The 26,269-nt window shown below is 59.5% G+C and carries 23 protein-coding genes; 15 read left to right on the top strand and 8 right to left on the bottom strand.

Annotation, left to right across the window (positions count from 1 at the left end; all coding sequences use genetic code 11):
• Positions 1-111 precede the first annotated feature (111 nt).
• The 8 genes from ftsH (at position 112) to AACH87_RS15270 (ending at position 10,021) form a co-directional block, all read left to right on the top strand.
• Positions 112-2,031, top strand: a complete 1,920-nt coding sequence (ftsH, locus tag AACH87_RS15305) for an ATP-dependent zinc metalloprotease FtsH (protein ID WP_338795339.1) — start codon at positions 112-114, stop codon at positions 2,029-2,031.
• A gap of 96 nt (positions 2,032-2,127) precedes the next feature.
• Positions 2,128-2,973 carry a dihydropteroate synthase gene (gene folP, locus AACH87_RS15300; RefSeq protein ID WP_338795338.1) on the top strand — a complete coding sequence of 282 codons (846 nt, stop codon included), beginning with the start codon at positions 2,128-2,130 and terminating at the stop codon, positions 2,971-2,973.
• Positions 2,974-3,022: 49 nt separating this feature from the next.
• Positions 3,023-4,357 (top strand): phosphoglucosamine mutase, encoded by a 1,335-nt coding sequence (gene glmM, locus AACH87_RS15295; RefSeq protein WP_338795337.1) that lies wholly within the window; start codon positions 3,023-3,025, stop codon positions 4,355-4,357.
• Between the two features lie 189 nt (positions 4,358-4,546).
• Complete coding sequence (locus AACH87_RS15290) at positions 4,547-5,377, top strand: GNAT family N-acyltransferase (protein ID WP_338795336.1); 831 nt, start codon at positions 4,547-4,549, stop codon at positions 5,375-5,377.
• Between the two features lie 68 nt (positions 5,378-5,445).
• Positions 5,446-6,258, top strand: a complete 813-nt coding sequence (locus tag AACH87_RS15285) for a UDP-2,3-diacylglucosamine diphosphatase (RefSeq protein WP_338798981.1) — start codon at positions 5,446-5,448, stop codon at positions 6,256-6,258.
• On the top strand, positions 6,255-7,340 hold the full coding sequence (locus AACH87_RS15280; protein ID WP_338795335.1) for a glycosyltransferase family 1 protein: 1,086 nt from the start codon (positions 6,255-6,257) through the stop codon (positions 7,338-7,340). Before AACH87_RS15285 ends, AACH87_RS15280 begins: the two co-directional genes overlap by 4 nt.
• 159 nt (positions 7,341-7,499) lie before the next feature.
• The gene (ppk1, locus tag AACH87_RS15275; protein WP_338798980.1) at positions 7,500-9,539 is read left to right on the top strand and encodes a polyphosphate kinase 1; all 2,040 of its coding nucleotides are present in this window, start codon (positions 7,500-7,502) and stop codon (positions 9,537-9,539) included.
• Between the two features lie 20 nt (positions 9,540-9,559).
• A complete protein-coding gene (locus AACH87_RS15270) occupies positions 9,560-10,021 on the top strand; it encodes a histidine phosphatase family protein (protein ID WP_338795334.1) in 462 nt (153 codons plus the stop codon).
• A gap of 89 nt (positions 10,022-10,110) precedes the next feature.
• Here the strand turns inward: AACH87_RS15270 and AACH87_RS15265 are convergent, their stop codons facing one another.
• The 3 genes from AACH87_RS15265 to AACH87_RS15255 form a co-directional block, all read right to left on the bottom strand.
• Positions 10,111-10,656, bottom strand: coding sequence for a hypothetical protein (locus AACH87_RS15265; RefSeq protein ID WP_338795333.1), 546 nt, complete (start codon positions 10,654-10,656; stop codon positions 10,111-10,113).
• Positions 10,653-12,131, bottom strand: coding sequence for a Ppx/GppA phosphatase family protein (locus tag AACH87_RS15260; RefSeq protein WP_338795332.1), 1,479 nt, complete (start codon positions 12,129-12,131; stop codon positions 10,653-10,655). Before AACH87_RS15260 ends, AACH87_RS15265 begins: the two co-directional genes overlap by 4 nt.
• Positions 12,132-12,213: 82 nt before the next feature.
• Entirely contained in the window at positions 12,214-13,419 is a 1,206-nt protein-coding gene (locus tag AACH87_RS15255; protein WP_338795330.1) for an ABC transporter substrate-binding protein, read from the bottom strand.
• A gap of 457 nt (positions 13,420-13,876) precedes the next feature.
• Between AACH87_RS15255 and pstS the strand changes: the two genes are divergently transcribed.
• From pstS to phoR, 7 genes are all read left to right on the top strand, one after another.
• A complete protein-coding gene (pstS, locus tag AACH87_RS15250; protein WP_338795329.1) occupies positions 13,877-14,917 on the top strand; it encodes a phosphate ABC transporter substrate-binding protein PstS in 1,041 nt (346 codons plus the stop codon).
• Positions 14,918-15,000: 83 nt separating this feature from the next.
• A complete protein-coding gene (gene pstC, locus AACH87_RS15245; RefSeq protein ID WP_338798979.1) occupies positions 15,001-16,014 on the top strand; it encodes a phosphate ABC transporter permease PstC in 1,014 nt (337 codons plus the stop codon).
• Entirely contained in the window at positions 16,011-16,892 is an 882-nt protein-coding gene (gene pstA, locus AACH87_RS15240) for a phosphate ABC transporter permease PstA (RefSeq protein ID WP_338795328.1), read from the top strand. Before pstC ends, pstA begins: the two co-directional genes overlap by 4 nt.
• Before the next feature lie 15 nt (positions 16,893-16,907).
• Positions 16,908-17,693: a phosphate ABC transporter ATP-binding protein PstB gene (gene pstB / locus AACH87_RS15235; protein ID WP_338795327.1), complete on the top strand. Its 786-nt coding sequence runs from the start codon at positions 16,908-16,910 to the stop codon at positions 17,691-17,693.
• 9 nt (positions 17,694-17,702) lie between these two features.
• On the top strand, positions 17,703-18,407 hold the full coding sequence (phoU, locus tag AACH87_RS15230; protein ID WP_338795326.1) for a phosphate signaling complex protein PhoU: 705 nt from the start codon (positions 17,703-17,705) through the stop codon (positions 18,405-18,407).
• Positions 18,408-18,422: 15 nt separating this feature from the next.
• Complete coding sequence (gene phoB, locus AACH87_RS15225; protein ID WP_338795325.1) at positions 18,423-19,130, top strand: phosphate regulon transcriptional regulator PhoB; 708 nt, start codon at positions 18,423-18,425, stop codon at positions 19,128-19,130.
• Between the two features lie 110 nt (positions 19,131-19,240).
• Entirely contained in the window at positions 19,241-20,566 is a 1,326-nt protein-coding gene (phoR, locus tag AACH87_RS15220) for a phosphate regulon sensor histidine kinase PhoR (protein WP_338795324.1), read from the top strand.
• Here the strand turns inward: phoR and AACH87_RS15215 are convergent.
• From AACH87_RS15215 to trxA, 5 genes are all read right to left on the bottom strand, one after another.
• Positions 20,558-21,964, bottom strand: a complete 1,407-nt coding sequence (locus AACH87_RS15215; protein WP_338795323.1) for an MATE family efflux transporter — start codon at positions 21,962-21,964, stop codon at positions 20,558-20,560. The two genes, phoR and AACH87_RS15215, sit on opposite strands and share 9 nt — an antisense overlap.
• A gap of 72 nt (positions 21,965-22,036) precedes the next feature.
• Complete coding sequence (locus AACH87_RS15210) at positions 22,037-23,791, bottom strand: hypothetical protein (protein WP_338795322.1); 1,755 nt, start codon at positions 23,789-23,791, stop codon at positions 22,037-22,039.
• 114 nt (positions 23,792-23,905) lie between these two features.
• Entirely contained in the window at positions 23,906-24,160 is a 255-nt protein-coding gene (locus tag AACH87_RS15205; protein ID WP_044396829.1) for a type B 50S ribosomal protein L31, read from the bottom strand.
• Between the two features lie 153 nt (positions 24,161-24,313).
• Positions 24,314-25,576: a transcription termination factor Rho gene (rho, locus tag AACH87_RS15200; RefSeq protein WP_338795321.1), complete on the bottom strand. Its 1,263-nt coding sequence runs from the start codon at positions 25,574-25,576 to the stop codon at positions 24,314-24,316.
• Positions 25,577-25,832: 256 nt separating this feature from the next.
• Positions 25,833-26,168: a thioredoxin TrxA gene (trxA, locus tag AACH87_RS15195; protein ID WP_338795320.1), complete on the bottom strand. Its 336-nt coding sequence runs from the start codon at positions 26,166-26,168 to the stop codon at positions 25,833-25,835.
• Between the last annotated feature and the right edge of the window lie 101 nt (positions 26,169-26,269).

Here is a 26,269-nt window from a genome sequence, read left to right as displayed (position 1 = left end):
TGGGCACAAGGGGGAATAAAGCTACCTCTTTCGCTTGAAAGGCCTAAAATCGCCCAAAGCTGTGGCCATGAAAGGCGCATAGCCTCATTTTTCCCGTAACCGGAGTTCCGCTTGAACAATCAGTGGTTTTCGAAATTTGCCGTGTGGCTGGTCATCGCCATGGTGTTGTTCACGGTGTTCAAACAGTTTGACACCCGTGGTACCGGTGGCGCTACAGCCGTCAGCTATTCTGAGTTTCTGGATGAGGTCCGCAACAACCGCATCAAGAGCGCTGTCATCCCTGAAGGTCTCAGCGGAGGCGAAATCATCGCCACAACCAACGATGACCGAAAGATCCGCACCAACGCTTCCGTTTTGGACCGTGGGTTGGTGGGTGATCTGATCGAACACAAGGTCAAATTTGACGTCAAGCCTCGCGAAGAGGGCTCTCTGCTCATGACCCTTCTGGTCAGCTGGGGCCCCATGCTCTTGTTGATTGGTGTGTGGATCTATTTCATGCGCCAGATGCAGGGTGGGGGCAAGGGCGGTGCATTCAGCTTTGGCAAAAGCAAGGCCCGTATGCTGGACGAGAACACCAACCAAGTCACTTTTGCTGACGTGGCGGGATGCGACGAAGCCAAGGAAGAGGTCAAGGAGGTCGTGGACTTCCTCAAGGATCCTCAGAAGTTCCAGAAGCTCGGTGGTCGCATTCCTCGTGGCCTGCTTTTGGTGGGCCCTCCTGGTACCGGTAAAACTTTGCTGGCAAAGTCGATTGCAGGTGAAGCGAAGGTTCCTTTCTTCAGCATCTCCGGCTCAGACTTTGTGGAAATGTTTGTGGGTGTGGGCGCTGCCCGCGTCCGCGACATGTTCGAGAATGCAAAGAAGAATGCCCCCTGCATCATCTTCATCGATGAAATCGACGCGGTGGGCCGTCAGCGTGGTGCCGGTTTGGGCGGTGGTAACGACGAGCGCGAGCAAACGCTGAACCAGATGCTGGTGGAGATGGATGGCTTTGAGACCAACCTCGGCGTGATCGTGGTAGCTGCCACCAACCGCCCCGACATTCTCGATGCTGCCTTGTTGCGTCCCGGTCGTTTCGACCGTCAGGTGTACGTGACGCTGCCCGACATTCGGGGGCGCGAGCAAATCCTGAATGTGCACATGCGCAAGATTCCTGTGGGCCAGGACGTGGCTCCTGCCATCATTGCTCGTGGTACTCCGGGTATGAGTGGTGCTGATCTTGCCAATCTCTGCAATGAGGCTGCTCTTATGGCTGCCCGTCGCAATGCCCGTACGGTCGAGATGCAGGACTTCGAGAAGGCCAAGGACAAAATCCTCATGGGCCCTGAGCGCAAGAGCATGGTGATGCCTGAAGAGGAGCGTCGCAACACGGCGTATCACGAAGCTGGCCATGCGTTGATTGGCAAACTCCTGCCCAAGTGCGATCCGGTGCACAAGGTTACGATCATCCCTCGTGGGCGAGCTTTGGGCGTGACGATGAGTCTGCCCGCGCAAGACCGGTACAGCTATGACCGCGAGTACATGCTCAACCAGATCAGCATGTTGTTCGGTGGACGTATTGCCGAAGAGGTCTTCATGAACCAGATGACCACTGGCGCTAGCAACGACTTTGAACGTGCCACCCATATTGCCCGCGACATGGTGACCCGCTATGGCATGACGGAGGCTTTGGGCCCCATGGTGTATGCGGAGAACGAAGGCGAAGTGTTCCTGGGCCGATCTGTGACCAAGACCACCAGCATGAGTGAGCAGACCATGGAGAAGGTCGACAGCGAGGTGCGTCGCATCATCGACGAGCAATACAACTTGGCCCGTCGCCTGATTGAAGAGCACAGCGACAAGATGCACGCCATGGCCAAGGCGCTGCTGGATTGGGAAACCATTGACAGCGAGCAGCTCGATGACATCATGGCAGGCCGCGAACCCCGTCCACCCAAGGACTGGACGCCCCGGACACCATCCTCAGGTGGTGATGGTTCCGGCGGAGGTACGCCTGCAGTGGCAACAGATACTGCACCCTCTGCGGCTTGATTGATCAGTAGATCGAAAACGATAACGGGGCTTCGGCCCCGTTTGCCGTTCTGACGGCCCCCTCATTTTCAGGCCCCCTATGAGCCTCTTCCTTCCATGCATTGGCAGACTACGCGCTTCTCGATTCCTTTGAACAAACCCTTGGTGATGGGCATTGTCAATACGACGCCTGACTCTTTCTCGGACGGCGGTCGGTACTCGCAGGTGTCGTCTGCGTTGCGCCACTGCGAACGATTGATCAGTGATGGGGTGGACATCCTGGATATTGGAGGTGAGTCCACGCGCCCCGGCAGTCCAGCGGTGGGGCTGGAGGAGGAATTGAACCGCGTTCTTCCGGTGGTCAAAGAGGCCGTGGGTTTTGGTATCCCAATCTCTGTAGATACCTACAAGCCTGAGGTTATGCGTGAGGTGCTGGACCTTGGTGCAGATATCGTCAACGACATCTGGGCTTTGCGGCAGCCAGGGGCTCTTGATGTCGTTGCCCAGCATCCATCCTGTGGCGTGTGCCTGATGCATATGCACCGCGATCCTCAGACCATGCAGGTGTCACCCATGTCGGGAGACATTCTTCCGCAAGTCCGCAGTTTTCTGGAGGATGCAGCCAGTGCGTTGCTCGGGGTAGGTGTTTACCGTTCACGCATCGTGTTGGACCCCGGAATCGGTTTTGGCAAGACTGTGGAGCAGAATTTTTCGTTGCTCGCACGGCAACAGGAGCTGCTGACCTGCGGTTTTCCCTTGCTTGCCGGTTGGTCCCGCAAATCGTCGCTGGGAGCGGTGACTGGTTTGGATGTGGATGCCCGCCTGGTACCCAGCGTGGCGGCTGCTCTGCTCAGTGTCGAGCGCGGAGCCCACATCGTGCGCGTTCACGATGTCAAAGAAACCGTATCTGCACTGGCCGTGTGGAAGGCCGCTCGAGTCTCGGCGGGCACCGGTTCCTTATAAACATAAACAAGGTTTTTGCCTTTTTGATGAGAGTGGAGAGGAGAAGCTGATGACACGCAAATACTTCGGCACGGATGGCATTCGGGGCACTGTGGGTCATTACCCCATCACACCTGACTTCGTGCTTCGTCTGGCACATGCGGTGGGGCGTGTGCTTCGGCGCACCGAGGCCCGTCCTACCGTTTTGATCGGGAAAGACACCCGTATCTCTGGTTACATGCTGGAGAGCGCCCTAGAGTCCGGTTTCAACTCGGCGGGGGTGGATGTAGTGCTGCTCGGCCCGCTGCCCACTCCGGGCGTGGCTTATCTGACCCGCGCCCAGCGCGCAAGTCTGGGCGTGGTCATCAGCGCGAGCCACAACGCCTATCCCGACAACGGCATCAAATTCTTCAGTGCCCAAGGTACGAAGCTGCCGGATGCATGGGAGCTTGCTGTTGAGGCTGCGCTGGATGAAGCACCGGTCTGGGCTGACTCAGCAAGTCTCGGAAAAGCGCGCCGCCTCGAGGATGCGGCAGGGCGGTACATAGAGTTCTGCAAAAGCACGTTCCCGCAAGACCTCACCCTGAAGGGCCTCAAGATTGTGGTGGACGCAGCGCATGGTGCTGCATACCAGGTGGCCCCCAAGGTTTTCCATGAGCTGGGCGCAGATGTGTTGTCCATTGGATGCGCGCCTGACGGGCAAAACATCAACCATGAGGTCGGTGCCACCCATCCCGAGGCTCTGGTGCGTGCTGTCAGGGCCAACCATGCAGATTTTGGTGTGGCGCTGGATGGCGACGCTGACCGCCTGCAAATGGTGGACGCCGCGGGCCGCCTGTACAACGGCGACGAGTTGCTTTACCTGATGGCGATTGACCGTATGGGGCGCGATGAGCATGTGCCCGGCGTAGTAGGTACGCTCATGACCAACATGGCGGTGGAGCAGGCCCTGAAGCAGCGAGGCGTGCGCATGGAGCGGGCCAAGGTGGGTGATCGCTACGTGTTGGAGGCGCTGGCCAAGCATGGCTGGATCCTTGGCGGCGAGGGGTCTGGGCATCTCCTGGCACTCGACAAGCAGACCACAGGCGATGGATTGGTAAGTGCGCTGCAGGTGCTTCAATCCTGCGTACGCAACGCGGCCAGTCTACCTGGTTTGCTCAAGGAGCTTGTGTTGTATCCGCAGGTTCTCCTCAACGTTCGTCTGGCGCCGGGGCAGGACTGGAAAAACAATGCTCTCTTGCAGAGCACTATCCAGGCCGTGGAACAAGAGTTGGGGGACACGGGGCGTGTGCTGATCAGAGCCAGTGGAACCGAGCCGTTGCTGCGTGTGATGGTGGAGGCGCGAGAGGCTGAGCAGGCCAATCGCTGCGCCCAGCGATTGGTGGACGCTGCAAGGGCGGGTTGAAGCCTCACCCCAAGATTTTTCCGGATCTTTTGCTGCCTCAAGCGCAGCAGTTGACTCTTTGTTTGTCATGAATTCGTCGTGACAGCGCCATGCCGCTGTCACGATGCTCTTTCACACTCCTGAACCAATCAGCCGGGTCGGCGGGCCGACAGCGACTGGGATTCTTGGATTGAACGAAGGAGCCTATTCATGCACGAGCCTATCCTCGCTGGCCTGCCCCCTGTCGTAGAAAGCGTCAGCAGCCCTGTTCAGGGCGTTTCTGCCGCAGGGTGGGGTGGTCAGCCCAAGGCTGTTGCAGGCATTCAGGTGACGTGGGCAAGGCATCTGGACGAGGTGCGGCAAGCACAGCGTCTGCGGTTTGAGGTCTTTGGCCTGGAAATGGGGGCTCGCCTGTCTACTGCGGTGCCTGGGCACGATGTGGATCTGTTCGACGATTTCTGTGAACACCTGATCGTTCGTGATGAGCCGACTCAGACAGTCATTGGCACCTACCGAGTGCTTACGCCTGCTCAGGCTCAGCGTGTAGGCAGCACTTACAGCGACACCGAATTCGACCTCACCCGACTGCGCAGCTTGCGCTCACGCATGGTGGAGCTGGGTCGCAGCTGCGTTCACCCCGACCACCGTCATGGTGGAGTCATCATGGCGCTGTGGGGGGCGCTTGCCGACTTCATGGTGCGCAACCAGCTCGACACGATGATTGGATGTGCCAGCATTCCCATGCTGCACAACGGTGTGATCAGTGGCGATGTGGCTGCAAGTATCTGGCACCAGTTGCGTCAGACACACCTGGCGCCTATCGAATACCACGTTCGCCCGCGCCTGCCCCTGCCTGTGGAGCAACTGGACTGTTCCGTGGTGACAGAGCCTCCAGCGCTGATCAAGGGATACCTGAGGCTGGGGGCGCGTGTGCTGGGGGCGCCCGCGTGGGATCCCGATTTCAACACTGCAGACCTGCCCATGATGATGCGGCTTGCTGATTTGCACCCCCGCTATCGCAAGCATTTTCTGGGGGCCTGATGCGTGCCGCTTTTGACGCCCATCGCCATTGGGTCGCTGGTGGGGCTTCTTGCGGCGAAACTCCTCACGTGCCAGAGCACGCCAGTGTGGATGCTGACCCACCGGCGGCCTATCGCGCTATCTTCATTTCTGATCTGCATCTTGGAACGCCAGGGTTCCAGGCTGCGGCCTTGCTGGACTTTCTGAGACATCACTCCAGTGACACGCTCTACCTTGTGGGCGATATCGTGGATGGATGGCAGCTGCGCCGTCGCTGGTTCTGGCCCCAGCTGCACAACGATGTGGTGCAAAAACTGCTGCGGCGGGCCCGCAAGGGCGGTCGCATTGTTTTTGTTCCGGGCAACCACGACGAATTTGCGCGAGCCTTTGCCGGTCATTCTTTTGGCGGGATTGAAGTCATGACCGAGGCCGTTCACACAACTGCCACTGGCATGACGCTCTGGGTCGTACACGGCGATTACTTTGATGGCGTGATTCAGTGCGCGAAGTGGCTGGCGTATGTGGGCGACAACCTGTACGAGTTCACCCTTAAGTTGAACCGGTATCTCAACAGCTTGCGTGCTCGTCTGGGGTTGCCTTACTGGTCGCTTTCTGCCTACCTCAAAGGCAAGGTAAAAAAGGCATTGAACTATGTGACTGACTTCGAAAGAGCCGTAGCCGCTGAAGCACGTCGCAGGGGGCATCAAGGTGTCGTTTGCGGTCACATCCATCGCGCTGAGTTGCGAGACATTGATGGCATTCTCTATTGCAACGATGGGGACTGGGTCGAGAGCTGCACGGCATTGGTAGAGCATCGCGATGGCAGGCTGGAACTGGTGCACTGGTTGGGTAACGCGGCCCCGATCATCGCGGGCAAAGCGCCAGAGGAGGTAGCTGCATGAAAATCGCCCTCGTAACCGATGCGTGGCAACCTCAAGTGAACGGGGTAGTCACTACGCTGGTTGAACTGGTGTTGCATCTGCAGCAGGCAGGGCACGAAGTTCTGGTCATTCATCCGGCACTTTTCAAAACACGGCCTTGTCCCGGTTACCCTGGAGTCGACTTGGCAGTTCGCCCCTTCAAAGCATTGAGTCAGCTATTGAAGAACTGGTCACCTCAAGCCATACACCTGGCGACAGAAGGCCCACTGGGGTGGGCTGCCAGAAAATACTGCTTGCGTGAAGGCAAGGCCTTCACTACAGCATTTCATACCCGATTTCCAGAGATTCTCAAGGCAGCATTGCATATCCCTTTGGGGTGGGGATACGCTCTTTTCAAGCATTTCCATCGACCATCCTCAGGCGTCATGGTTCCTACAGAGGGCGTCAAAGCGATGCTGGCCCAGCGTGGTTTTCAGCGTTTGCGCAGCTGGACTCATGGCGTGGACACCCAGCTTTTCCAGTTCGAGGCCGCCACCAAATCCTGCGATCTCACCGGCTCCATGGCACACCCGGTGTGCCTTTACGTGGGGCGTGTCTCCTACGAAAAAAATATTGAAGCATTTCTGCAGTTGGAGATGCCGGGTACCAAGGTCGTCTGTGGTGTGGGGCCACTGGAGGGTTCGCTCAAGGCGCGCTATCCCCATGTTCGATGGCTTGGCATTCTCGACCGCAACGCACTGGCTGATGTGTACGCGAGCGCTGACGTATTTGTATTCCCCAGCCGTTCAGAAACCTTCGGTTTGGTCATGCTGGAGGCCATGTCGTGCGGTACGCCTGTTGCGGCCTTCCCTGTGGACGGCCCTCTGGAGGTTTTGGGGGCCTTTCAAGGTGGGGTGGCGCGGGGGGGCGTATTGAGCGAAGACCTGATGGAAGCTTGCCAGCAAGCGCTGCGCATTCCCCGGCACGAAGCGCGCAGGCGAGCCCTGGACTTCACCTGGGCTGCTGCCGCAGAGCAATTTCTTTTGAATCTGGTGCATGTAGACCGAAATATGACATTGCCGCATTCGGTCATGAAAACTGTCATTTCTTTGTCATCTAAGTAACCAATACTGGAGCAATCCCGAACAAACAAGATTGCGTAAGTCATGCTGCCCATGTCATCAGACAAGTCCCCTGGCGTTACGCCGGATGTTGAGCTGGATGATCTCGGCGCCAAGAAGCACTTTCTCCTCAAAGATTCACCCTCCGGGGCGACGTTCCCCTTGCTGGACCGGGACCGTAGCATCCTTGCGTTCAATGAACGGGTGCTCGATTGGGCGACACGCGCTGACGTTCCTTTGCTTGAGAGGCTCCGATACCTCTGCATCGTTTCCTCCAACCTGGATGAGTTTTTCGAGGTACGAGCTGCCCCGCACATGGCAGCACTCAAGAGCGGTGAGCAAAGGGGGCTCTACAGTGCCTCTGGCAGGTCAAGCCTCGCCGCGGTGGTGCACGATTTGGTTGCACGTCAATATGTGTTGTACAACGATGCGCTGATGCCCGCATTTGCCGCAAATGGCATCCGTATCCTGTCGTACGGCGAGCGGAGTGCCGAACAGCACCAGTGGGTACAGGATTACTTCAACAGGGAAGTGCGTCCCCTCCTCATTCCTGTGGGGCTGGACCCCGCCCATCCATTCCCTCAGGTTGCCAACAAGTCCCTCAATTTCATCGTGCGGTTGAGAGGCCCTGATGCATTTGGGCGGGAAAATGAAGTCGCCATTGTCAAGGTACCGCGCGCCTTGCCCAGGTTGGTGCGTATGCCTGCCAAATTGGCCCCGCACGATATGCTGTTTGTCAGCCTCTCCAGCATCATCAGAGCCCACTTGCATGATCTCTTCCCCGGGCGGGAGGTGACTGAGTTTTCCCAATTCAGGGTCACCCGGCACTCTGATATGGCGCTGGACGAAGAGGACGTGAGAAACCTCCGTACTGCTCTGCGGCAGGGCCTGCAACAGCGGCATTACGGGCAGGCGGTCCGCCTGGAGGTTTCTGCAGGCTGTTCTGCTTTTCTCGCCAATTTTCTGCTCGGGCAGTTTGCACTACCGCCTGCCGCCCTCTACCGGGTTGCAGGCCCCGTCAATCTTGTGCGCTTGACCCAACTGGTGGACTTGGTCAATGACCCGGCACTGTTGTTCCCGCCCTGGCGCGCCTCTTGGCCCCGGCAGTTGCAGCCTGATGTTTCCATCATGGAGCAGCTGCGCGACAAAGATGTTGTCATACACCAGCCGTTCGAAAGCTTTGACGGCGTTCTGAGCTTTCTTCGTGAGGCGGTGAATGACCCGCAGGTCCTCGTCATCAAGCAGACCATCTACCGCACGGGTGCTGACTCGGAAATGATGGAACTCTTGGCAGAGGCCGTACGCCGCGGCAAAGAAGTGATGGCGGTTGTAGAACTGAAAGCCCGGTTTGATGAAGAAGCCAACATCAGTTGGGCGGAAGCCCTGGAGTCCCTGGGGGCGCAGGTGGTGTATGGCGTCGTCGGCCTCAAAACCCACGCCAAGATGCTGCTGGTCACCCGCCGCGAAGGTGGGCGTTTGCGTCGCTATGGACATCTTTCCACGGGCAATTACAACGTCAGGACTGCACGGCTTTACACCGACATCAGCTACCTCACTTCAGACGAAGAAACCACCTCTGACATGGATGGTGTGTTCAGCCACCTCGCGAGTCAGAATCGCCCTCCACGTTTGCGCAAGCTGATCCTTGCACCTTTTCATCTGCAGCGTCGAATGCTGGACAAGATTGAACAGGTGCGTGCGGCTGCCAGCAAAGGGCTGGACGCTCGTATTGTGCTCAAGATGAATGCGCTGACTGACGAAGCGCTGATTCGTGCCTTGGTGCAAGCGGGTAAGGCGGGGGCGCGTATTGACCTGATCGTGCGAGGTGCCTGCATGCTGGCCGCGCAACAGCCTCAAATGACGGAGAACATCCGTGTGCGATCCATCATTGGTCGTTTTCTGGAGCACACCCGTGTGTTTTATTTCCGGTGTGGCGAGAGCGAGGATCTGTATCTCTCCAGCGCAGACTGGATGAACCGCAACATGATGCGCCGTGTGGAGCTGGCTTGGCCTGTCACTGACCCTGCGTTGCGTCAGCAAATCGTTGACGAGTGCCTGGTGGCCTATCTCCACGACGACCGTGATGCCTGGACGCTGGAAGCCGATGGTACGTATCGGCGGCCCTCCAATCCGCAGCATGGGCACGGGGCGCAGGTGGCGCTGATGAATCGCTACGGCACTGCAAGCGCGCTTGTCGCCTGACAATCTGCAGGAAGAATCCCATGGATCTGATTCTTTGGCGCCACGCAGAAGCTGAGGAGGCTGGCGATGGTGTAGATGACCTTGCGCGAGCCCTGACGCCCAGAGGGGAAAAGCAGGCCGCTCGGATGGCGGCCTGGTTAGATCGTCAGCTACCAGAGGGCTTGCGTGTGCTGGCCAGCCCCGCTCGCCGCACCGAGCAGACGGCCGCAGTATTGGGGCGCAAATTCAAATTGCGAGCAGAGCTTCTACCGGGAGGCACAGCCCAGGACCTTCTCGAATTGGTCCACTGGCCGCATGGTCGCGGCTCTTTCCTCGTGGTAGGCCATCAACCCATGCTCGGTCAGGTCATCGCCCAACTCATCGGCCTGCAGGCCCAGGATTGTGCGGTGCGCAAAGGCGCTGTGTGGTGGCTTCGTCAACGCCAGCGCATGGATCAAAGCCAGACCGTGGTGATGGCAGTGCAGTCTCCCGATTACTTTTGAGCGCAAGAATGCAGGTGCAGCGGTGCGTGAACAAACGCGCTCTCTGTACTTCATTCATCCCTGCGCCGAGAGAATGGGGAACTCAGCGCTTATTTGGCTGAGCGCGTCTTTCCTGAAGGCTTGGTTTTTGGTGCTGGCGCTACCTGATTCGCAACCGGTTCTTTGTTGGGACGTCCCGTCTTGATGGATGGAACTGCTTTCAGCGCAGCGTGCAGTGCCGAATCCGAAAGGCCCACCAATAGCTTCAAGCCTGCGCGCAGCAATTCACTTTTCTTGACGGGGTGCGCCAGACCGACTGCGCGTTGCTTCAGGCTCTCAATGACCGCGTACTCGTCTTTGGGGATGGTGAAGCTGTCACGCACCAGCTTGGGCTTCTTGGCCTTGACCTCTTTGGGGCTGCTTGCCTTGGGGGCTTTGACTGGCTTGGCGGACTTGTCTGCTGTGCTGGCCTTGGCTGCCTTTGCCTTGGGGGCGTCAGACTTGGCTGCAGCAGCAACGACCTTTTTCGTGCTGGCGGCAGATGTTGTCTGTGGCTGTTCTTTGGCGGCAGCGGCGGGCTTTGATTCTGTGAGTGTGCTCATGATATGCTCCTTAAACGATATAAACAGTTTATACCGTTTATTCTGGGGCTTCAATCAGCTTGCCACACCAGTTCCCACGGTGTCTTCTGCCATGCGCTGACTTCCTCCTGCAACAGGTGTGCAGACTGGGGGAATGTTTTGGCCCAATCCGTGGGCGTATTCAGCCTGAAAGTGCGCTGGTCCCTGCGCAGATGCATGGCCGAAATGTCGGGCGAACGCCTTGCGTGGCAGAGGGCCACTGCCAGCCTCAGGCATAGCAGTTGCAGGGCAAAGGTGGCGTCAGAAAGATCTGCTTCCAGCTTGCGTACCTTGCCTCGTTGGCCGAGGACCAGAATGCTCAGGCGGTGCAACTCCGGCAATGCAAATCCGGCGGCATCTGTGTTGTCCAGAATGTAGGCGCCATGGCGGTGGTAATCACTGTGCGATATGCGACATCCCACTTCATGCAATTTTGCGGCCCACTCCAGCTTGCGCGCAGCTCTCTCACTGTCTGGGCCTGCTGCCTGATGGAACAGGGTGCATGCGGTGTGTGATACACGCTCTGCATGAGCAGAATCCACCGCGAAGCGCTGCATCAGTGCATGCACCGTGCTGGTACGCAAGTCGGTTTCAGGCTGCTCCCGGTCCAGCAAATCGTAGAGTGCCCCTTGTCTCAGTGCCCCCTGTGCCACGTGCATCTCGTCAATTTCCAAGAGATCGAACACCGCACGTAACACGCTGATGCCCCCCCCTATGACGGCCCGTCGGTCTTCCTTGAGGCCCTCCATGCGAATGCGGTCGGCGCTTTGTGCCCGTAGCAACTTGTCTTTCAGGGCTTCCAGACCCGAACGGGTGATCAATCCTTTGGTGCCTCCAAGGGCGTGAAGCACGTCGCCCACCGCTCCTGCTGTGCCTGATGAGCCATAGGCAATTTCCCATGCATCGCGGCGGAATACGGTCAGCGCCTCGTCCAGTACTGCTTTGGCTGCGATTTCTGCCGCCAAAAATGCCTGAGGTGTGAATGCCCCGTCCGGGAAATAGCGGCTGGACCAAGCCACGCTGCCGACCCGGAATGAAGCGACCGACTGCGGCGCAAACTGCTGGCCCAATATCAGTTCGGTGGAGCGTCCTCCTATATCCACCACCAGTCGCCGCTCGTCCGATTGTGGAAGAAGCCGTGCCACGCCCTGATAAATCAGGCGTGCTTCCTCCACGCCGGAGACCACGTCGATCGGGTATCCCAGAACTTCACTGCCGCGGCGCAAAAATTCCTCACGGTTGCGCGCCTCGCGCAGTGTCTGGGTGGCGACCGCGCGAACGTGCTCTTTGGGGAACCCTGCCAGTCGTTCCCCAAAACGTGCCAGACAAGCCCAGCCCCGCTCCATGGCTTCAGGTGTCAGATTGCGGTTTTCGTCCAGGCCATTGCCTTGGCGAACCGTTTCCTTCAGGTATTCCACCCGGTGGATGTGGCCGTGTTCGAAGCGGCCAATTTCGAGACGAAAGCTGTTGGATCCAAGGTCCACAGCTGCCAGTAGTGTTCCGTTTTGCATGGGGGCGGTGTGCGCTCAGTCTCTTATTTTGGATGCCGGGCAGCATAGCACTGCCACCTATTCGGAGTGAGGCTTTGAAGGGTCAACCCACAATGCGTCCGTCCGGCGACAGCATGCTTTGTGTGACGAACGCTGCCAAGCGTTTTTTGTCTTGATAGCTCACATTCCATCCTCCCAAGTTGACCGACCGTCGCTGTTGCAAGGACGACAGCACCGCGCTGCGTTGGAGTGCACCGCTGGTTTGCTGCAGCACTTCGGCGGTGTAACGTGCCGCAATAAAGCCTGCGAGCCCTTGAGGGGAGGGGGGCTCGTCATAAAGCCTGGCCAAGGTCTCGCGATACGAGCGGACGATGGCTATGCTGGAGGTCACCAACGGTACCGTTTGCGTGGCAATGACAGATATCCGAGGTGGAAGCCCGCCCATCTGGGCCAAAACCTGAAGATTGACGTCCGCCAGGGCGATCACATAGCACTGCCTGCCAGCGGGTAGCTTGAGCTTTCCGAGGAACGCGTGTAACTCTGGGGTACCCCCGATGAAGAGGACGATGGGTTGGGCTAAAGATGACCCATTTCCCACGGGTCGTACCTTGACGTTTTGCTCTTGCGCCGCCTGGCTGACTGACTGCTGGGCTTGGGTGGTGTCTTGCCCGGCTGAATAAGCGACACCCAGTTCTGTGACGCCCATGGATGCCAGCGACTTGAGCGCGTGCGTAATCTGTGCTCGCTGATCAGCGAAGACATCAAACACGGTATCTGTCGTGCTGGACGCCAGCGTTTGATGGAGCCATGGCGCAATCAATGGCAAGGGGTTGGTGGCATCCGTGCTGCTTTGGTGTCTCGCCAGCAATGAAGCTACCTGATGCCCCACGCAACCGGCCAGAGCCACGCATTGGCTCATGCGGTATGCGGTTTGCCATGCCGACTGCACCTGTGCCGCAGTTCCGTCCGTTTCCAGTACCACGTGCTGGACGGGTCTGCCTTGGATGCCACCGCGCGCATTGATGTCTTGCCATGCGGCGCGTGACCCGGTCAGAAAGTCCCGACTGACGTCCTGTTGTCCAGGCGACATGTCCACCACCTGCGCAATGACCGGGTTACGGGTGTTCTCGCCTTGCGCTAGTGCCCCGCCAGCCTTCCACAGCCCGGTCGCCAACAATCCCTTCATCCATGTACGTCGCTGCAGGCGCGTATCTGCACCCCAACTTTGCTCTTGGACGTTGGTGCTGAAGGTCAGGATTTCCTGCTGGGCTATGCCAAAAGCGGGCTTGGGGGCATGCAAAGGGCACATGGTTTGTCTCTGTTATCGATCGGATGAGTGCGACCGCTCATGACTGTCGGCTGAGCCGAGGGCGCTGGAAAGTTCTGGCTGAAGCTTCGTCTCGCAAGGGGCCACTGGTTCCATCAGAGGTGGATCGGCTTCGTGTTTCCTGTGCTGACGTGGGAGACGCGAGTGCAAAGCCCGCCCTGAGGTGTGCCACACGATGGAGTGGAAGCAGGAGCGTAAGAGCCATGTATGTCAGTCTCATGACATCACTGGGGAACCCGCGCTAATGGGTTGACAGCGCTCAACGGTTTGTGGGAACTCGTCCTTCAACGAGGCTGGGCTCGGAGGTGCGAATGCCAGTGCATGGCGGCCTGAAGGTGGGTTTGACGGTTGTGACATATGGCTTTGTGTGTCACATCACTGTCATACAGCCGTCCTAGAGTACCGGTCATCCCAACTTATTCACTCTAGAGGTTCTTCCATGAAACTGTCTGCGATTCGAGTTCTGGTTGCCGGCTTGGTGGCTGCAGGTGCTTTTTCCAACGCCATGGCCCAGCAAGAAGCAACGGGCGCAGGTGCCAGCTTTCCCGCACCTCTGTACTCCAAGTGGGCGGCCGACTACAACAAGGCCACTGGCGTGAAGATCAACTATCAGTCGGTGGGTTCGGGTGCCGGTCTGCGCCAGATCGAAGCCAAGACCGTGGATTTTGGCGCCTCTGATGCGCCACTGAAGGACGATGAACTCAGCAAGAAGGGCCTGGTCCAGTTCCCTACCGTGATTGGCGGCGTGGTGCCTGTGGTCAACATCAAGGGCATCAACCCCGGTCAGATCAAGCTCAGCGGCCAGGTGTTGGGCGATATCTATCTGGGCAAGATCAACAACTGGAGCGATCCAGCGATCAAGGCGCTGAATCCTGGTGTTGCACTGCCTGATGCTGCCATTGCACCTGTGCGCCGCGCCGATGGCTCTGGCACCAGCTTCATCTTTACCAACTACCTGAGCAAGGTCAATGCTGAGTGGAAGTCCAAGGTCGGCGAAGGCACTGCAGTCAACTGGCCTACCGGTGCAGGTGGCAAGGGCAACGAAGGCGTTGCCGCTTTTGTGGGGCGTCTGCCCAACTCCATCGGTTACGTTGAATACGCGTACGTCAAACAGAACAAGATGACCTACGTGCAGATGCAAAACGCCGATGGCAACTTCGTGGCCCCTGATGACACGGCCTTCAAGGCGGCCGCTGCGGGTGCAGACTGGGCCAAGAGCTTCTATCAGATCCTGACCAACCAGCCCGGCAAGGAATCCTGGCCTATCACTGGTGCCACCTTCATCCTGATGCACAAGGCGCAGGACAAGCCCGTTCAGGCAGCGACTTCGTTGAAATTCTTTGAATGGGCTTACAAGTCGGGTGACAAGACTGCGACAGACCTTGACTATGTGCCCATGCCTGACAGCGTGAAGGAAACCATCCTCAAGTCTTGGGCTGGTATCCAGGACGCCTCTGGCAAGGCTATTTCGTACAAGTAATGCCTGCAGGGCTGGTGGGCGTCAGGCTTGCCAGCCCCTAAGGCGCATTTTTGTCATACAAGGCCCAGAACGTGTCTACTATCCTGCCGGTCCCGCAGGCTTCGCCTTCTCAGGCGGAGCGAGCCGCTCAACGGACCACTCCTCCCCGCCCGCGCCCGCTGATTTCAGGAATGCTGGCTGACCGCATCTTCGGTTGGCTGGCTCGTGGCGCTGCTGTGCTGACGCTGCTTCTGCTGCTGGGCATTCTTGCCTCCCTGGTGGTGGGCGCTTGGCCTTCTATCGAGAAATACGGCCTCAGCTTCCTGACCCGTAGCGTCTGGGATCCGGTACAGAACGATTACGGCGGCCTGGTCATGATCTACGGCACGCTGGCAACCTCCGTCATTGCGTTGCTGATTGCCGTGCCTGTGAGTTTTGGTATCGCTCTGTTCCTGACGGAGCTGTCGCCTGCATGGCTCAAGCGCCCGCTGGGCACGGCGATCGAGCTTCTGGCCGCAGTCCCCTCCATCGTTTACGGGATGTGGGGGTTGATGGTTTTTGGTCCCATCCTTGCGCGGTTTGTTCAGCAACCCCTGCAATCGCTTTTCAGCGGCGTTCCCTACCTGGGGGCCTTTGTGTCCGGTCCTCCTGTGGGTATCGGCATTCTCTCGGCCGGCATCATTCTGGCCATCATGATCATTCCCTTCATCGCCTCTGTGATGCGTGATGTGTTTGAGGTCACCCCCGCATTGCTCAAGGAATCCGCTTATGGCCTGGGTGCCACCACATGGGAAGTGGTGTGGAAAGTGGTGCTGCCTTTCACCAAGACCGGTGTGCTGGGCGGCATCATGCTGGGGCTGGGGCGTGCGCTGGGTGAAACCATGGCAGTGACGTTTGTCATCGGCAATATGAACCAGCTCGATTCCCTATCGGTCTTTGAAGCGGCCAACAGCATTACCTCAGCACTTGCCAATGAATTTGCCGAAGCCGGTGAAGGCCTGCACCAGGCATCGCTGATTTATCTGGGACTGGTGCTGTTCTTCATCACGTTTGTGGTGCTGTCGCTGTCCAAGCTGTTGTTGTCGCGCCTGAAGAAGGGTGAAGGGGCACGCTCATGAGTACTTCCCAACGCCTGATTTCTGCGGCGGAGATGTCGCAAGTGCGCCTGGCGCGTTACAACAGTCGCAAGCGCGTCAACCAGATTGCTTTGACGCTCTCGCTTGCGGCCATGCTGTTTGGTGTGATCTGGCTGATCTGGATTCTTTGGGAAACCATCCGTCTCGGGCTCGGTGGCCTCAGCCTGGCACTGTTCACGCAGATGACGCCTCCACCCAATGAGGTGGGCGGTATTGCCAATGCGCTTTTCGGTTCGGTGGTCATGGTGCTGCTGGCAACCTTTGTGGGCACGCCTGTGGGCATCATGGCGGGTATCTACTTGGCTGAATACGAGTCACGCAGCTGGCTGGCCTCGACCACGCGGTTTGTGAACGACATCCTGCTGTCGGCCCCCAGCATCGTGATCGGCCTGTTTGTCTATGCAGTCGTGGTGGCACGGTTCAAGAGCTTCTCGGGTTACGCAGGCGTGCTGGCCTTGGCGCTGATTGTGATCCCTGTGGTCATTCGCACGACCGAGAACATGCTTTTGCTGGTGCCTGCCAGCCTGCGTGAGGCAGCCTATGCCCTGGGCACACCCAAGTGGCGCGTGATCACGATGGTGACATTGCGCGCAGCGCGTGCCGGTGTCATCACCGGTGTGTTGCTGGCCGTTGCCCGTATTGCGGGTGAGACGGCACCTCTGCTGTTCACCGCCTTGAACAACCAGTTCTGGAACGCGGACCTGTCCAAACCCATGGCCAGCTTGCCCGTGACGATTTTCAAGTTTGCGATGAGCCCTTACGAAAACTGGCAACAACTGGCCTGGGCCGGTGTGTTCCTGATCACGGTGGCGGTTCTCGGCCTCAACATCCTGGCGCGCGTAGTGACCCGTCAGAAATAACTTAGGAAGACATTCATGCCCTCCACAACGACAGTGACCGCGCAGGCCAACGCCAAGATCACGGTGCGCGACCTCAACTTCTATTACGGCAAGTTTCACGCCCTCAAGGGCATCAACCTCGATATCCCCGAGAACAAGGTCACTGCCTTTATCGGTCCCTCGGGTTGCGGCAAGTCCACGCTGCTGCGCACCTTCAACCGCATGTTTGAGCTGTACCCCGAGCAGCGTGCCGAAGGGCAGATCGTGCTGGACGGCGAAAACCTGCTCACCAGCAAGCAAGACGTGGCCCTGGTGCGTGCCAAGGTGGGCATGGTGTTCCAGAAGCCTACGCCGTTCCCCATGTCCATCTATGACAACATTGCCTTTGGCGTGAAGCTCTTTGAGAACCTCAACGCCACTGATATGGACGACCGTGTGGAATGGGCGCTGCGCAAGGCGGCGCTGTGGAACGAGGTCAAGGACAAGCTCAACCAGAGCGGCTCCAGCCTTTCGGGTGGTCAGCAGCAGCGTCTGTGCATTGCGCGCGGCATTGCCATCAAGCCTGAAGTGTTGCTGCTGGATGAGCCTTGCTCTGCGCTGGACCCGATCTCCACCGCCAAGGTGGAAGAACTGATTGCCGAACTCAAGAACGATTACACCGTGGTGATCGTGACCCACAACATGCAGCAGGCAGCGCGTTGCAGCGACTACACCGCATACATGTATCTGGGCGATCTGGTGGAATTTGGAGAGACCGAGCAGATGTTCTTCAAGCCCCAGCGCAAGGAAACCGAAGACTACATTACCGGCCGTTTCGGCTGAGGAGACACCATGCCAGAAAAACATCTCTCCACCCAGTTTGACAGTGAGCTCAACAGCGTTTCATCCCGGGTGATGGAACTGGGTGGGCTGGTGGAGTCGCAGATTCGCCAGGCCATCTACGCCTTGTCCCAGTTCAGCATGGAAGCTGTGGAGCAGGTGGCTGCCATGGAGCAGCGCGTGAATGCGATGGAAGTGGAGATCGACCACGAACTCTCCTCCATCATCGCCCGCCGCCAGCCCACAGCGCGTGATCTGCGCTTGCTGATCGCCTTCTCCAAGGCCACCGCCAATCTGGAGCGTATGGGGGACGAGGCCCACAAGATGGCCCGCATGGTCAAGTCCATCATCGAAAGTGGCGCTGCACGCGCACTGCCCTCCAGCGATCTGCGTGTGGCGGCAGACCTGGCTTCGGGCCTGCTGCGCAAGGCGCTCGATGCGTTTGCCCGTCTGGACACCAAGGCCGCGCTTGCCATCCTCAAGGAGGATGACCTGATCGACAAGGAGTTCGACGGCTTTGTGCGCAAGCTGGTGACCTACATGATGGAAGACCCCCGTACCATCTCTGCCAGCCTGGACCTGCTGTTCCTGGCCAAGGCCATCGAGCGCATCGGTGACCATTCCAAGAATGTGGCTGAACTCATCATCTATCTGGTCAAGGGCAAGGACGTCCGTCACGCGGCGATGGACGATATTGAATCGACCGTGTTGCAGTGAAGGAGGGGCGTTGACATGAAGAAAATGCCCCGGGTGCTGATCGTTGAAGACGAACCCGCGATTGCCGAACTGATTGCCGTGAACCTGCGGCACAACGGCTTCCAGCCCATTTGGTCGGAGGATGGTGAGTCTGCGCAGCGTGAGCTGGATGCGGTGCTGCCCGATGTGATCCTGCTGGACTGGATGTTGCCTGGCCAAAGTGGCTTGCAGCTGGCACGCAAGTGGCGTGCAGACAGCCGTATCAAGCCCATCCCCATCATCATGCTCACAGCCCGTGGCGATGAGCCTGACAAGGTGGCAGGGCTGGATGCGGGGGCTGATGACTACATCACCAAGCCCTTCTCCACGCAGGAGCTGCTCGCCCGCATTCGTGCGGTGCTGCGCCGCCGCGCGCCGGAGCAGGTGAACGACAGCGTCACCATCGGTGATCTGGTGCTGGATGCTGCCACCTACCGGGTGTCCTTCCAGGGCCAGCCCCTCAAGGTCGGGCCGACCGAGTTCAAGCTGTTGCACTTCCTCATGAAGCACTCCGAGCGGGTGCATAGCCGCTCGCAATTGCTCGACAAGGTGTGGGGTGACCACGTCTTTATCGAAGAGCGCACCGTGGACGTACATGTGAAACGCCTGCGCGAAGCCTTGGGAAGTGCTGGCGTGATGGTGGAAACAGTGCGTGGGGCGGGATACCGCCTGACGGGACAGCCCCAAGCCTTGATGCAGGCCTGAGTAGTGGCCCGGTGGTTCTCTTGATCAATGAATAGCCACTCCTGAAGTGGCTGCCTGCAGGCCCGCAGCGATGCGTGGCCTGCTTTTTTTGAGAAAGCGGTGCGTCCCGCATGTTGTGGCGATTTGTTTTTTTCCTGAGCTGGCAATTGGTGGGTGGTGGCTTGGGCTGGTGGAGGGCAGGGCCCTGGGGGGCTGCCATTGGCGCGGCTGTGGCCGCGTGGGCATGGTTTGTGTGGGATCTGTCCCGTGGGGCGCGTGTGCTGCGCTGGCTGCGGACGGGTGACCTGGCAAAAGCCCCTTCCATGCGCGGCATGTGGGGCGAGGCGGCAGACCGTGCACGTCGGCTGCTGCGTCAGAGTGAAGCCAAGGAACAGGACAGCCAAAGCCGCCTGCAGGAAATTCTGGCGGCATTGCAGGCCACCCCGAACGGCGTGGTGCTGCTCGACCGCGAGGGACACATCGAGTGGTGCAATCAGATTGCGGCCAGCCAGTTCGGCATCGATGCCCAGCGCGACGTGATGCAGTTCATTGGCAATCTGGTGCGCGATCCGGACTTCAGTGCCTACTACGCAGCGCACGATTTTTCGCACGATGTGGTGCTGCAGGGGCGGGACAGCAAACCCTCGCGGCCCGTGCGCATCTCCGTTCACCTGCATCCCTATGGCGATGGCCGCAAGCTCCTGCTCTCGCGCGACGTCACCGCGCTGGAGCAGGCCGACGCGATGCGCCGCGACTTTGTTGCCAACGTCTCCCACGAGATCCGCACACCGCTCACGGTGCTGATCGGGTTTGTGGAAACCCTCCAGACATTGCCTTTGTCGGCAGACGAGCGCGGGCGCTACCTGGGCATGATGGCGCAGCAGGCCTCGCGCATGCAAAGCGTGGTGCAGGATTTGCTCACCCTCTCTCGTCTGGAGGGGAGTCCACTGCCGGGCGTGTCGGAATGGACGCCCGTGCAAGTGCTCATGCAGCGTTGCGAGGATGAAGGTCGCGCCTTGTCAGCGCTGCTCACCCAGAACCAGTCACGCCTGCATGTGCTGGAGTTTCCGCCTGCCAGCGCCCTCAAGGACATGGGCGAGATCGCGGGCGTGGCGGTGGAGCTGCAAAGCGCGCTATCCAACATCATCAGCAACGCCATCCGGTACACCCCTGCGGGGGGCTCCATCACGGTGTCCTGGCAGCGCGGTGGCGATGGCTCGGCCCATTTCTGCGTTAAAGACACGGGGCCTGGTATTGCTCCTGAGCATATCCCCCGCCTGACGGAGCGCTTTTACCGGGTGGACCGCAGCCGCTCACGCGAAACCGGTGGTACGGGGCTGGGATTGGCGATCGTCAAGCATGTGCTGCAGCGGCACGGGGCGCAGCTGGACATTGCCAGCGAGGTGGGCAAGGGTTCGGTGTTCTCGGTCACTTTCCCTGCCAACCGTTTACGCTGAACGGGATGGGGGCGTATCTGCTGCCTTGGCAGCAGCCCTGCTGAGCATCAGCACAAAGGCCACCGCTGTGACAAGGAGTGCCAAGGCGCTGCAGGCCCAGAAGGGGGTGGGGCTGACCTGGGCTCCCAGTTCGGCAGTGGTGATCTGCCACGGGCCATACGCCAGCAGGTAACCGCCCCCCAATCCGAGGCCCCACAGCAGGACGCTGTACACCACCAGCGGTGCCACCGTAATACGATAGCAGCGCAGTACGAACACGCAGAATGTCTGGCTGGCATCGGCCACATGGTAGGCCGCCACCCACAGCAAGAGCCCTGCAGCCACGCCTGTCACTGCGGTGCTGCTGGAGTACAGCGAGGCAATTCCTTCCTTTGCTATAAAAAGAATAGCTGCCAGCGCAATACCTGTAAGCGCTGAAAGCGAAAAACCCATGTGCACTACCTTGCGGGCATAGCGGGCGTGGCCTGCGCCCAGCCAGTAGCCCACCCGCGTGCTTGATGCAATGGCGAGCGACAGGGGCACCATGTACAGCAATGCTGCAACGTTCGATGCAATCTGGTGCGCTGCTGCTGCCGTGGTGCCTTGCCGTGCGATAAACAGCGCCATGAGCGTGAAGGAGGTCACTTCTACCATGATGGCCAGGCCCGCTGGCACCCCCAGCTGGACAAAGCCGCGCAGTGTCGGACCGTGGGGGCGCTCCAGCGCGCGCCACAGTTGCAGGGGGGTGTAGATGTCCTGAGTCTTGACCAGCCACCATGCCAGCCCCAGCATCGTGTAGTTCACCACCAGCGTGGCCCACGCGCAGCCAGCCACCCCCTGCGCGGGCAACCCCCAGCCTCCCAGGGTGAACCAGATGGACAGCGGAATCTTGACGAACATGGAGCCCACCTGAAGCCAGGTTACCAGCTGCGGTTTGCCCAAAGCCTGATTCAGGGTGCTGTAAATGCGAAACAGCAGGGCGGCAGGCAGAGCAAAAGCCAGGATGGCGAGATAGGTCTCCACATCGGCACGCAGGGCTGCAGGAATTTCTGTCCACCGCAGCAGCGGGGCTGGAGACAGCAACAGAGCCATGCCTATGACACTTGCCAGCAGGCAAAGGTAGAGCGACTGACGAACTGACTGGCCCAACGCCAAGAGCTGGCCCGCACCGCGCTGCTGCGCCCACACGGGCATGAGAGCTTGCAACACGCCCATCAATGCAACGTAGATGCTGATGAAGATGGCAGAGCCGACAGAAAGTGCGGCCAGCGCCCCTTCACCACTGCGGCCCGCCACCAGCGTATCTGTCACGCCAAAAGCCATCACTGCCAGTTGCCCGGCCAGGACGGTGCCCGCATGGCGCGTGATGGTGGGAAGCTCTGCCGATACAGAGGTAGGGGGCGAGTGTTGTACTGTCATGTCTTAAAAAAAGCTGCCTGCGAACAGACGGCAGCGTGAAGCGTCGGCGAAGGCGCGACAGCTGTGACGGGGTCAGTCTGCGGAGGGCGCAGCCTCTGCGCGTTTGAACAGCAAAACCTGATCGTTCTTGTCTGTCGGCCGCGGCACTGTGGCGACCGGCACCCATTCCTCAGCGTTCAGCACATCGGCCGGAGCGGGCCACGAGGCAATGTCCACCAGCAGCCAGGGGCAGCTAAGGGGCTGGGCTGGGCCGCCATTGCTGAGTGATGTAGAGGTCTTGTTTTCTGCCACCGGCTGCAACGTCAGGCCGCCGTGGTATTGGAAGGCGGCCATCTGGGCCCGGCTCAGTCCGTAGGTCTGCGCACAGGTCTGCTGCACACCAGGCATGCGTTGCAGCAGTTCCGCTGTCTGCGGTGCGTAGCTGCGTGCATAGTTGAGCAAGGGCAGCCACAAAGTCATCAAGAGCAGCCACCCCAGAGTGGCGCCGCTGGCTGGCAGAACCAGGCTCTTCCATATCACGATGCGGTCGCGTGATGCTCTCCACCACACCAGGCTGCACCATGCGGCTGACGCTGCCAGGGCGACCAGCAGGGCCAGCAGCGAAAAAGAGGGGGTGAACCCCGGAGCCAGCTTGGCCACATTGGCCGCGGGCTTGGCTGGCACACCGGTCTGCATCGCTATCCAGATCACCCAGATGGTGAGTGTTGCAATACTGAAAAACAGCAGCGTGAACCAGTCAATCAACGCTGCCACGGCGCGGCTTAGGGTGGGCAGGGCAAAAGCGGACAAGGTAGCCAGTGCGGGCAGCCCTAGCAGCAAGGCACGGTCTGCGGGCGCTGTGGTGGCTGTGGCGCCAAACGACACCAGCGAGAACCAGATAGGCAACCACAGATGGCGGTGCCACTGCTTGCTGGCAATCTGCTTGCGCCAGCGCCACAGTGTCCACAGGCCCAGAGGCCATGCGGGCCACCCGAACCACAGCAAAAGCTTGATGAGGCTGGGGACTTCCTTGCCCCCGGCCTCCGTACCGACGATGCGCCAGCGCCAGAGATCCAGCTGCCATGCCAGCAGGGCCACGGCCAGCAACAGCCCCAGCATTGCGATGGTCCACACTTTGCGGTGGGGCATCTCCTGCTCTGCTGTGCGCCAGATCAGCCAGGCGCCCCCGATGCCGAACAGGGTAGCCAACGCAGGGGCTCCCGCCAGCGCCAGACCCGAAAGGCCTATGGCCAGAGCAACGGCTGGAATGACTGTGTGAAAAGCCAACGCCGCCACGCCATAGAAGACCAGTGCTGTGCAGCAGAGTTGCACCACATAGCTGGTGGTCTCGTGTGAAAGCTGGGCCAAACCCAGGCACGCCAGCAAGGCGAGCAGGCCTCCGTCAGCCATGGCGCGGGCGTAATCGGTGGGGCTCGCCTCGCCACCAAATGCAAAGGCGACGGGCTGCGCTGCAGGGCTGCGGGCCAGGTAGTACACGCCGTACCAGGTTGCCACCAGGGTCAGCGACAGCAGCAGGCCAAAAGGCAGGCGCACGGCCATGTCGGGTGACAGCCAATCGGGCGCCCACTGTATGGCCAGTGCGCCCATCCAGTAGGGAAGCAGCCCATCCGTCTCAGGCGGCAAGCCGCCCAGCAGGGGGCTCAACCAAGCGGTCTTTTGCTGGGCCAACGCCAGCATGTATCCAAATGCCGTGACGTCGGAGTTCTTCCACGGATCACGTGCCACAAAGCCCGGCACCACATAGGCCAGACACAGCAGCAGCAAGGCCCAGCGGGGCAGTGCCTGAACGGCTTTTTGGCTGACGATGGCGGGGGTGGGAGGATTCACGCGAAACTGGGTGCAAGACCGTCGATAAAAACAGGCCCTGCCGAGGATAAATGCAAAACCAAAGAAAAAGGCAGCACGGTTGCCCGGGCTGCCTTTGTGGCGAACTGCGGCGAATTACTTCGCTGCGGTCTTGCCGAAGCGGTTGCGGAAGCGCTCCACGCGGCCACCCATGTTGTCCACCGACTTTTGTGTGCCGGTGTAGAAGGGGTGAGATTCAGAGGAGGTATCCAGCTTGAACAGAGGATATTCCTTGCCTTCAAAGGTTTCGGTTTCCTTGGTGTTCACGCACGAACGGGTCACGAACTTGAAGCCGTTGGACAGGTCCACGAACAGCACTTCGCGGTAATTGGGGTGAATGCCTTCTTTCATGATCTTCCTTGAGTCAGCTGCGGGAGCCGCATCGGCCAGTCCGATGTACTTTCCGCAAGAAAAAGCCTGCCATTATTGCACAGACTGCGAGTTGCCTGTTTTTTGGTCACCTGGGGCCTGCTATCGGCAGTCCCGCGTTGACTGTCATGGGTCTCAGCCGCCCCTGCGCATCATGTCGAAGAAGTCCACATTGGTCTTGGTGGCCTTCATGTTCTTGATCATCAGCTCCATCGACTCGATCTCGTCCATGTTGTACATGAACTGGCGCAGGATGCGGGTCTTTTGCAGGATCTCGGGTGCCAGCAGCAGCTCTTCACGGCGTGTGCCGCTCTTGTTCATCTCGATGGCGGGGAACACGCGCTTTTCGTACAGGCGGCGGTTCAGGTGGATTTCGCAGTTGCCCGTGCCTTTGAATTCTTCGAAGATCACTTCGTCCATGCGGCTGCCGGTATCGACCAGCGCGGTGGCGATGATGGTGAGCGAACCGCCTTCTTCCACCTTGCGGGCTGCGCCGAAGAAGCGCTTGGGGCGCTGCAGCGCGGCGGCGTCCACACCGCCCGACAGCACCTTGCCGCTGGAGGGCACGACGTTGTTGTAGGCGCGGGCCAGGCGGGTGATGGAGTCCAGCAGGATCACCACGTCTTTCTTCAGCTCCACCAGGCGCTTGGCGCGCTCGATCACCATTTCGGCCACGTGCACGTGGCGGGCGGCGGGTTCGTCGAAGGTGGAGGCAATGATGTCGCCCTTGACCGTGCGCTGCATTTCCGTCACTTCTTCAGGGCGCTCGTCCACCAGCAGCACCATCAGGTGCACGTCGGGGTTATTGGCCGTGATGGCGTGGGCGATGTGCTGCATCATCACCGTCTTGCCGCTCTTGGGGGGCGCCACGATCAGTGCGCGTTGGCCGCGGCCAATGGGAGCAATGATGTCGATGATGCGGCCGGTGATGTTCTCGTCGCCCTTGATGTCGCGCTCCAGCCGCATCTGTTCCTTGGGGAACAGGGGCGTCAGGTTTTCGAACATCACCTTGTGCTTGTTCTGCTCGGGTGGGCCGCCGTTGACCTTGTCCAGCTTGGTCAGGGCAAAGTAGCGCTCGCCGTCCTTGGGTGTGCGCACTTCACCTTCGATCATGTCGCCGGTGTGCAGGTTGAAACGGCGCACCTGGCTGGGGCTGATGTAGATGTCGTCCGTGCTGGCCGTGAAGCTGGTGTCTGGGCTGCGCAAAAAGCCGAATCCGTCGGGCAGGATTTCCAGCACCCCGTCGGCAAATACCTGCTCGCCTGCCTTGGCGCGCTTCTTGATGATCGCAAACATCAATTCCTGTTTGCGCATCCGGCCTGTGTTTTCGATTTCGAGTTCTTCGGCCTGCTTCAGGACTTCAGACACGTGCAGTGCCTTGAGTTCGTTTAAGTGCATGGAAAGACTCCTTGGCGGAGTAAGTAGGTATCTTGGGGGAGTGGGGCTGGTGCCACGGGAGCTGCTGTTGACAGTCCGGGCTCGCCTGGAGGATCTCGGGCCGGTTGCCAATGCTTGCAAACCGGTGATCTGGCGAAATTATGACAGGAAAAAAACGCTGGGTTCTACAGCTGCTGCGCAATCGATGGCGTTGCCACGCGTGCGCTCAAAAAGTGAGGGGCAGTCGGCGCGGTGTGCAGCGCGCCGACTGGGGGGCTTATCCGGCCAGTTGCTGGTCGATGAACGCGGTCAGCTGGGCCTTGCTCATGGCGCCCACTTTGGTGGCTGCCAGCTGGCCGTCCTTGAACAGCATCAGGGTGGGGATGCCGCGAATGCCGTACTTGGCGGGGATTTCGCGGTTTTCGTCCACGTTCATCTTGGCGATGGTGAGCTTGCCTTGGTAAGCGCCTGCAACTTCGTCGAGGATGGGGGCAATCATCTTGCAGGGGCCGCACCATTCGGCCCAGTAGTCCACCAGCACCGGTGTGCCGGGTTGCAGCACGTCGGCTTCAAAGCTGGCGTCGGAGACATGTTTGATGAGTTCGCTGGCCATGGCGGGATTCCTTGTTTTTCAGCGGGTTGGGACCGGTGTACGTTTAAAGTTCAGGCATTGTGACAGAAACCAATCCCACGTTCACCAGTGTGGCTGCGTCT

This window comes from Acidovorax sp. DW039 (genome assembly GCF_037101375.1).
Classification (GTDB): domain Bacteria; phylum Pseudomonadota; class Gammaproteobacteria; order Burkholderiales; family Burkholderiaceae_C; genus Acidovorax.
This window is presented reverse-complemented; position numbering and strand designations above follow the sequence as displayed.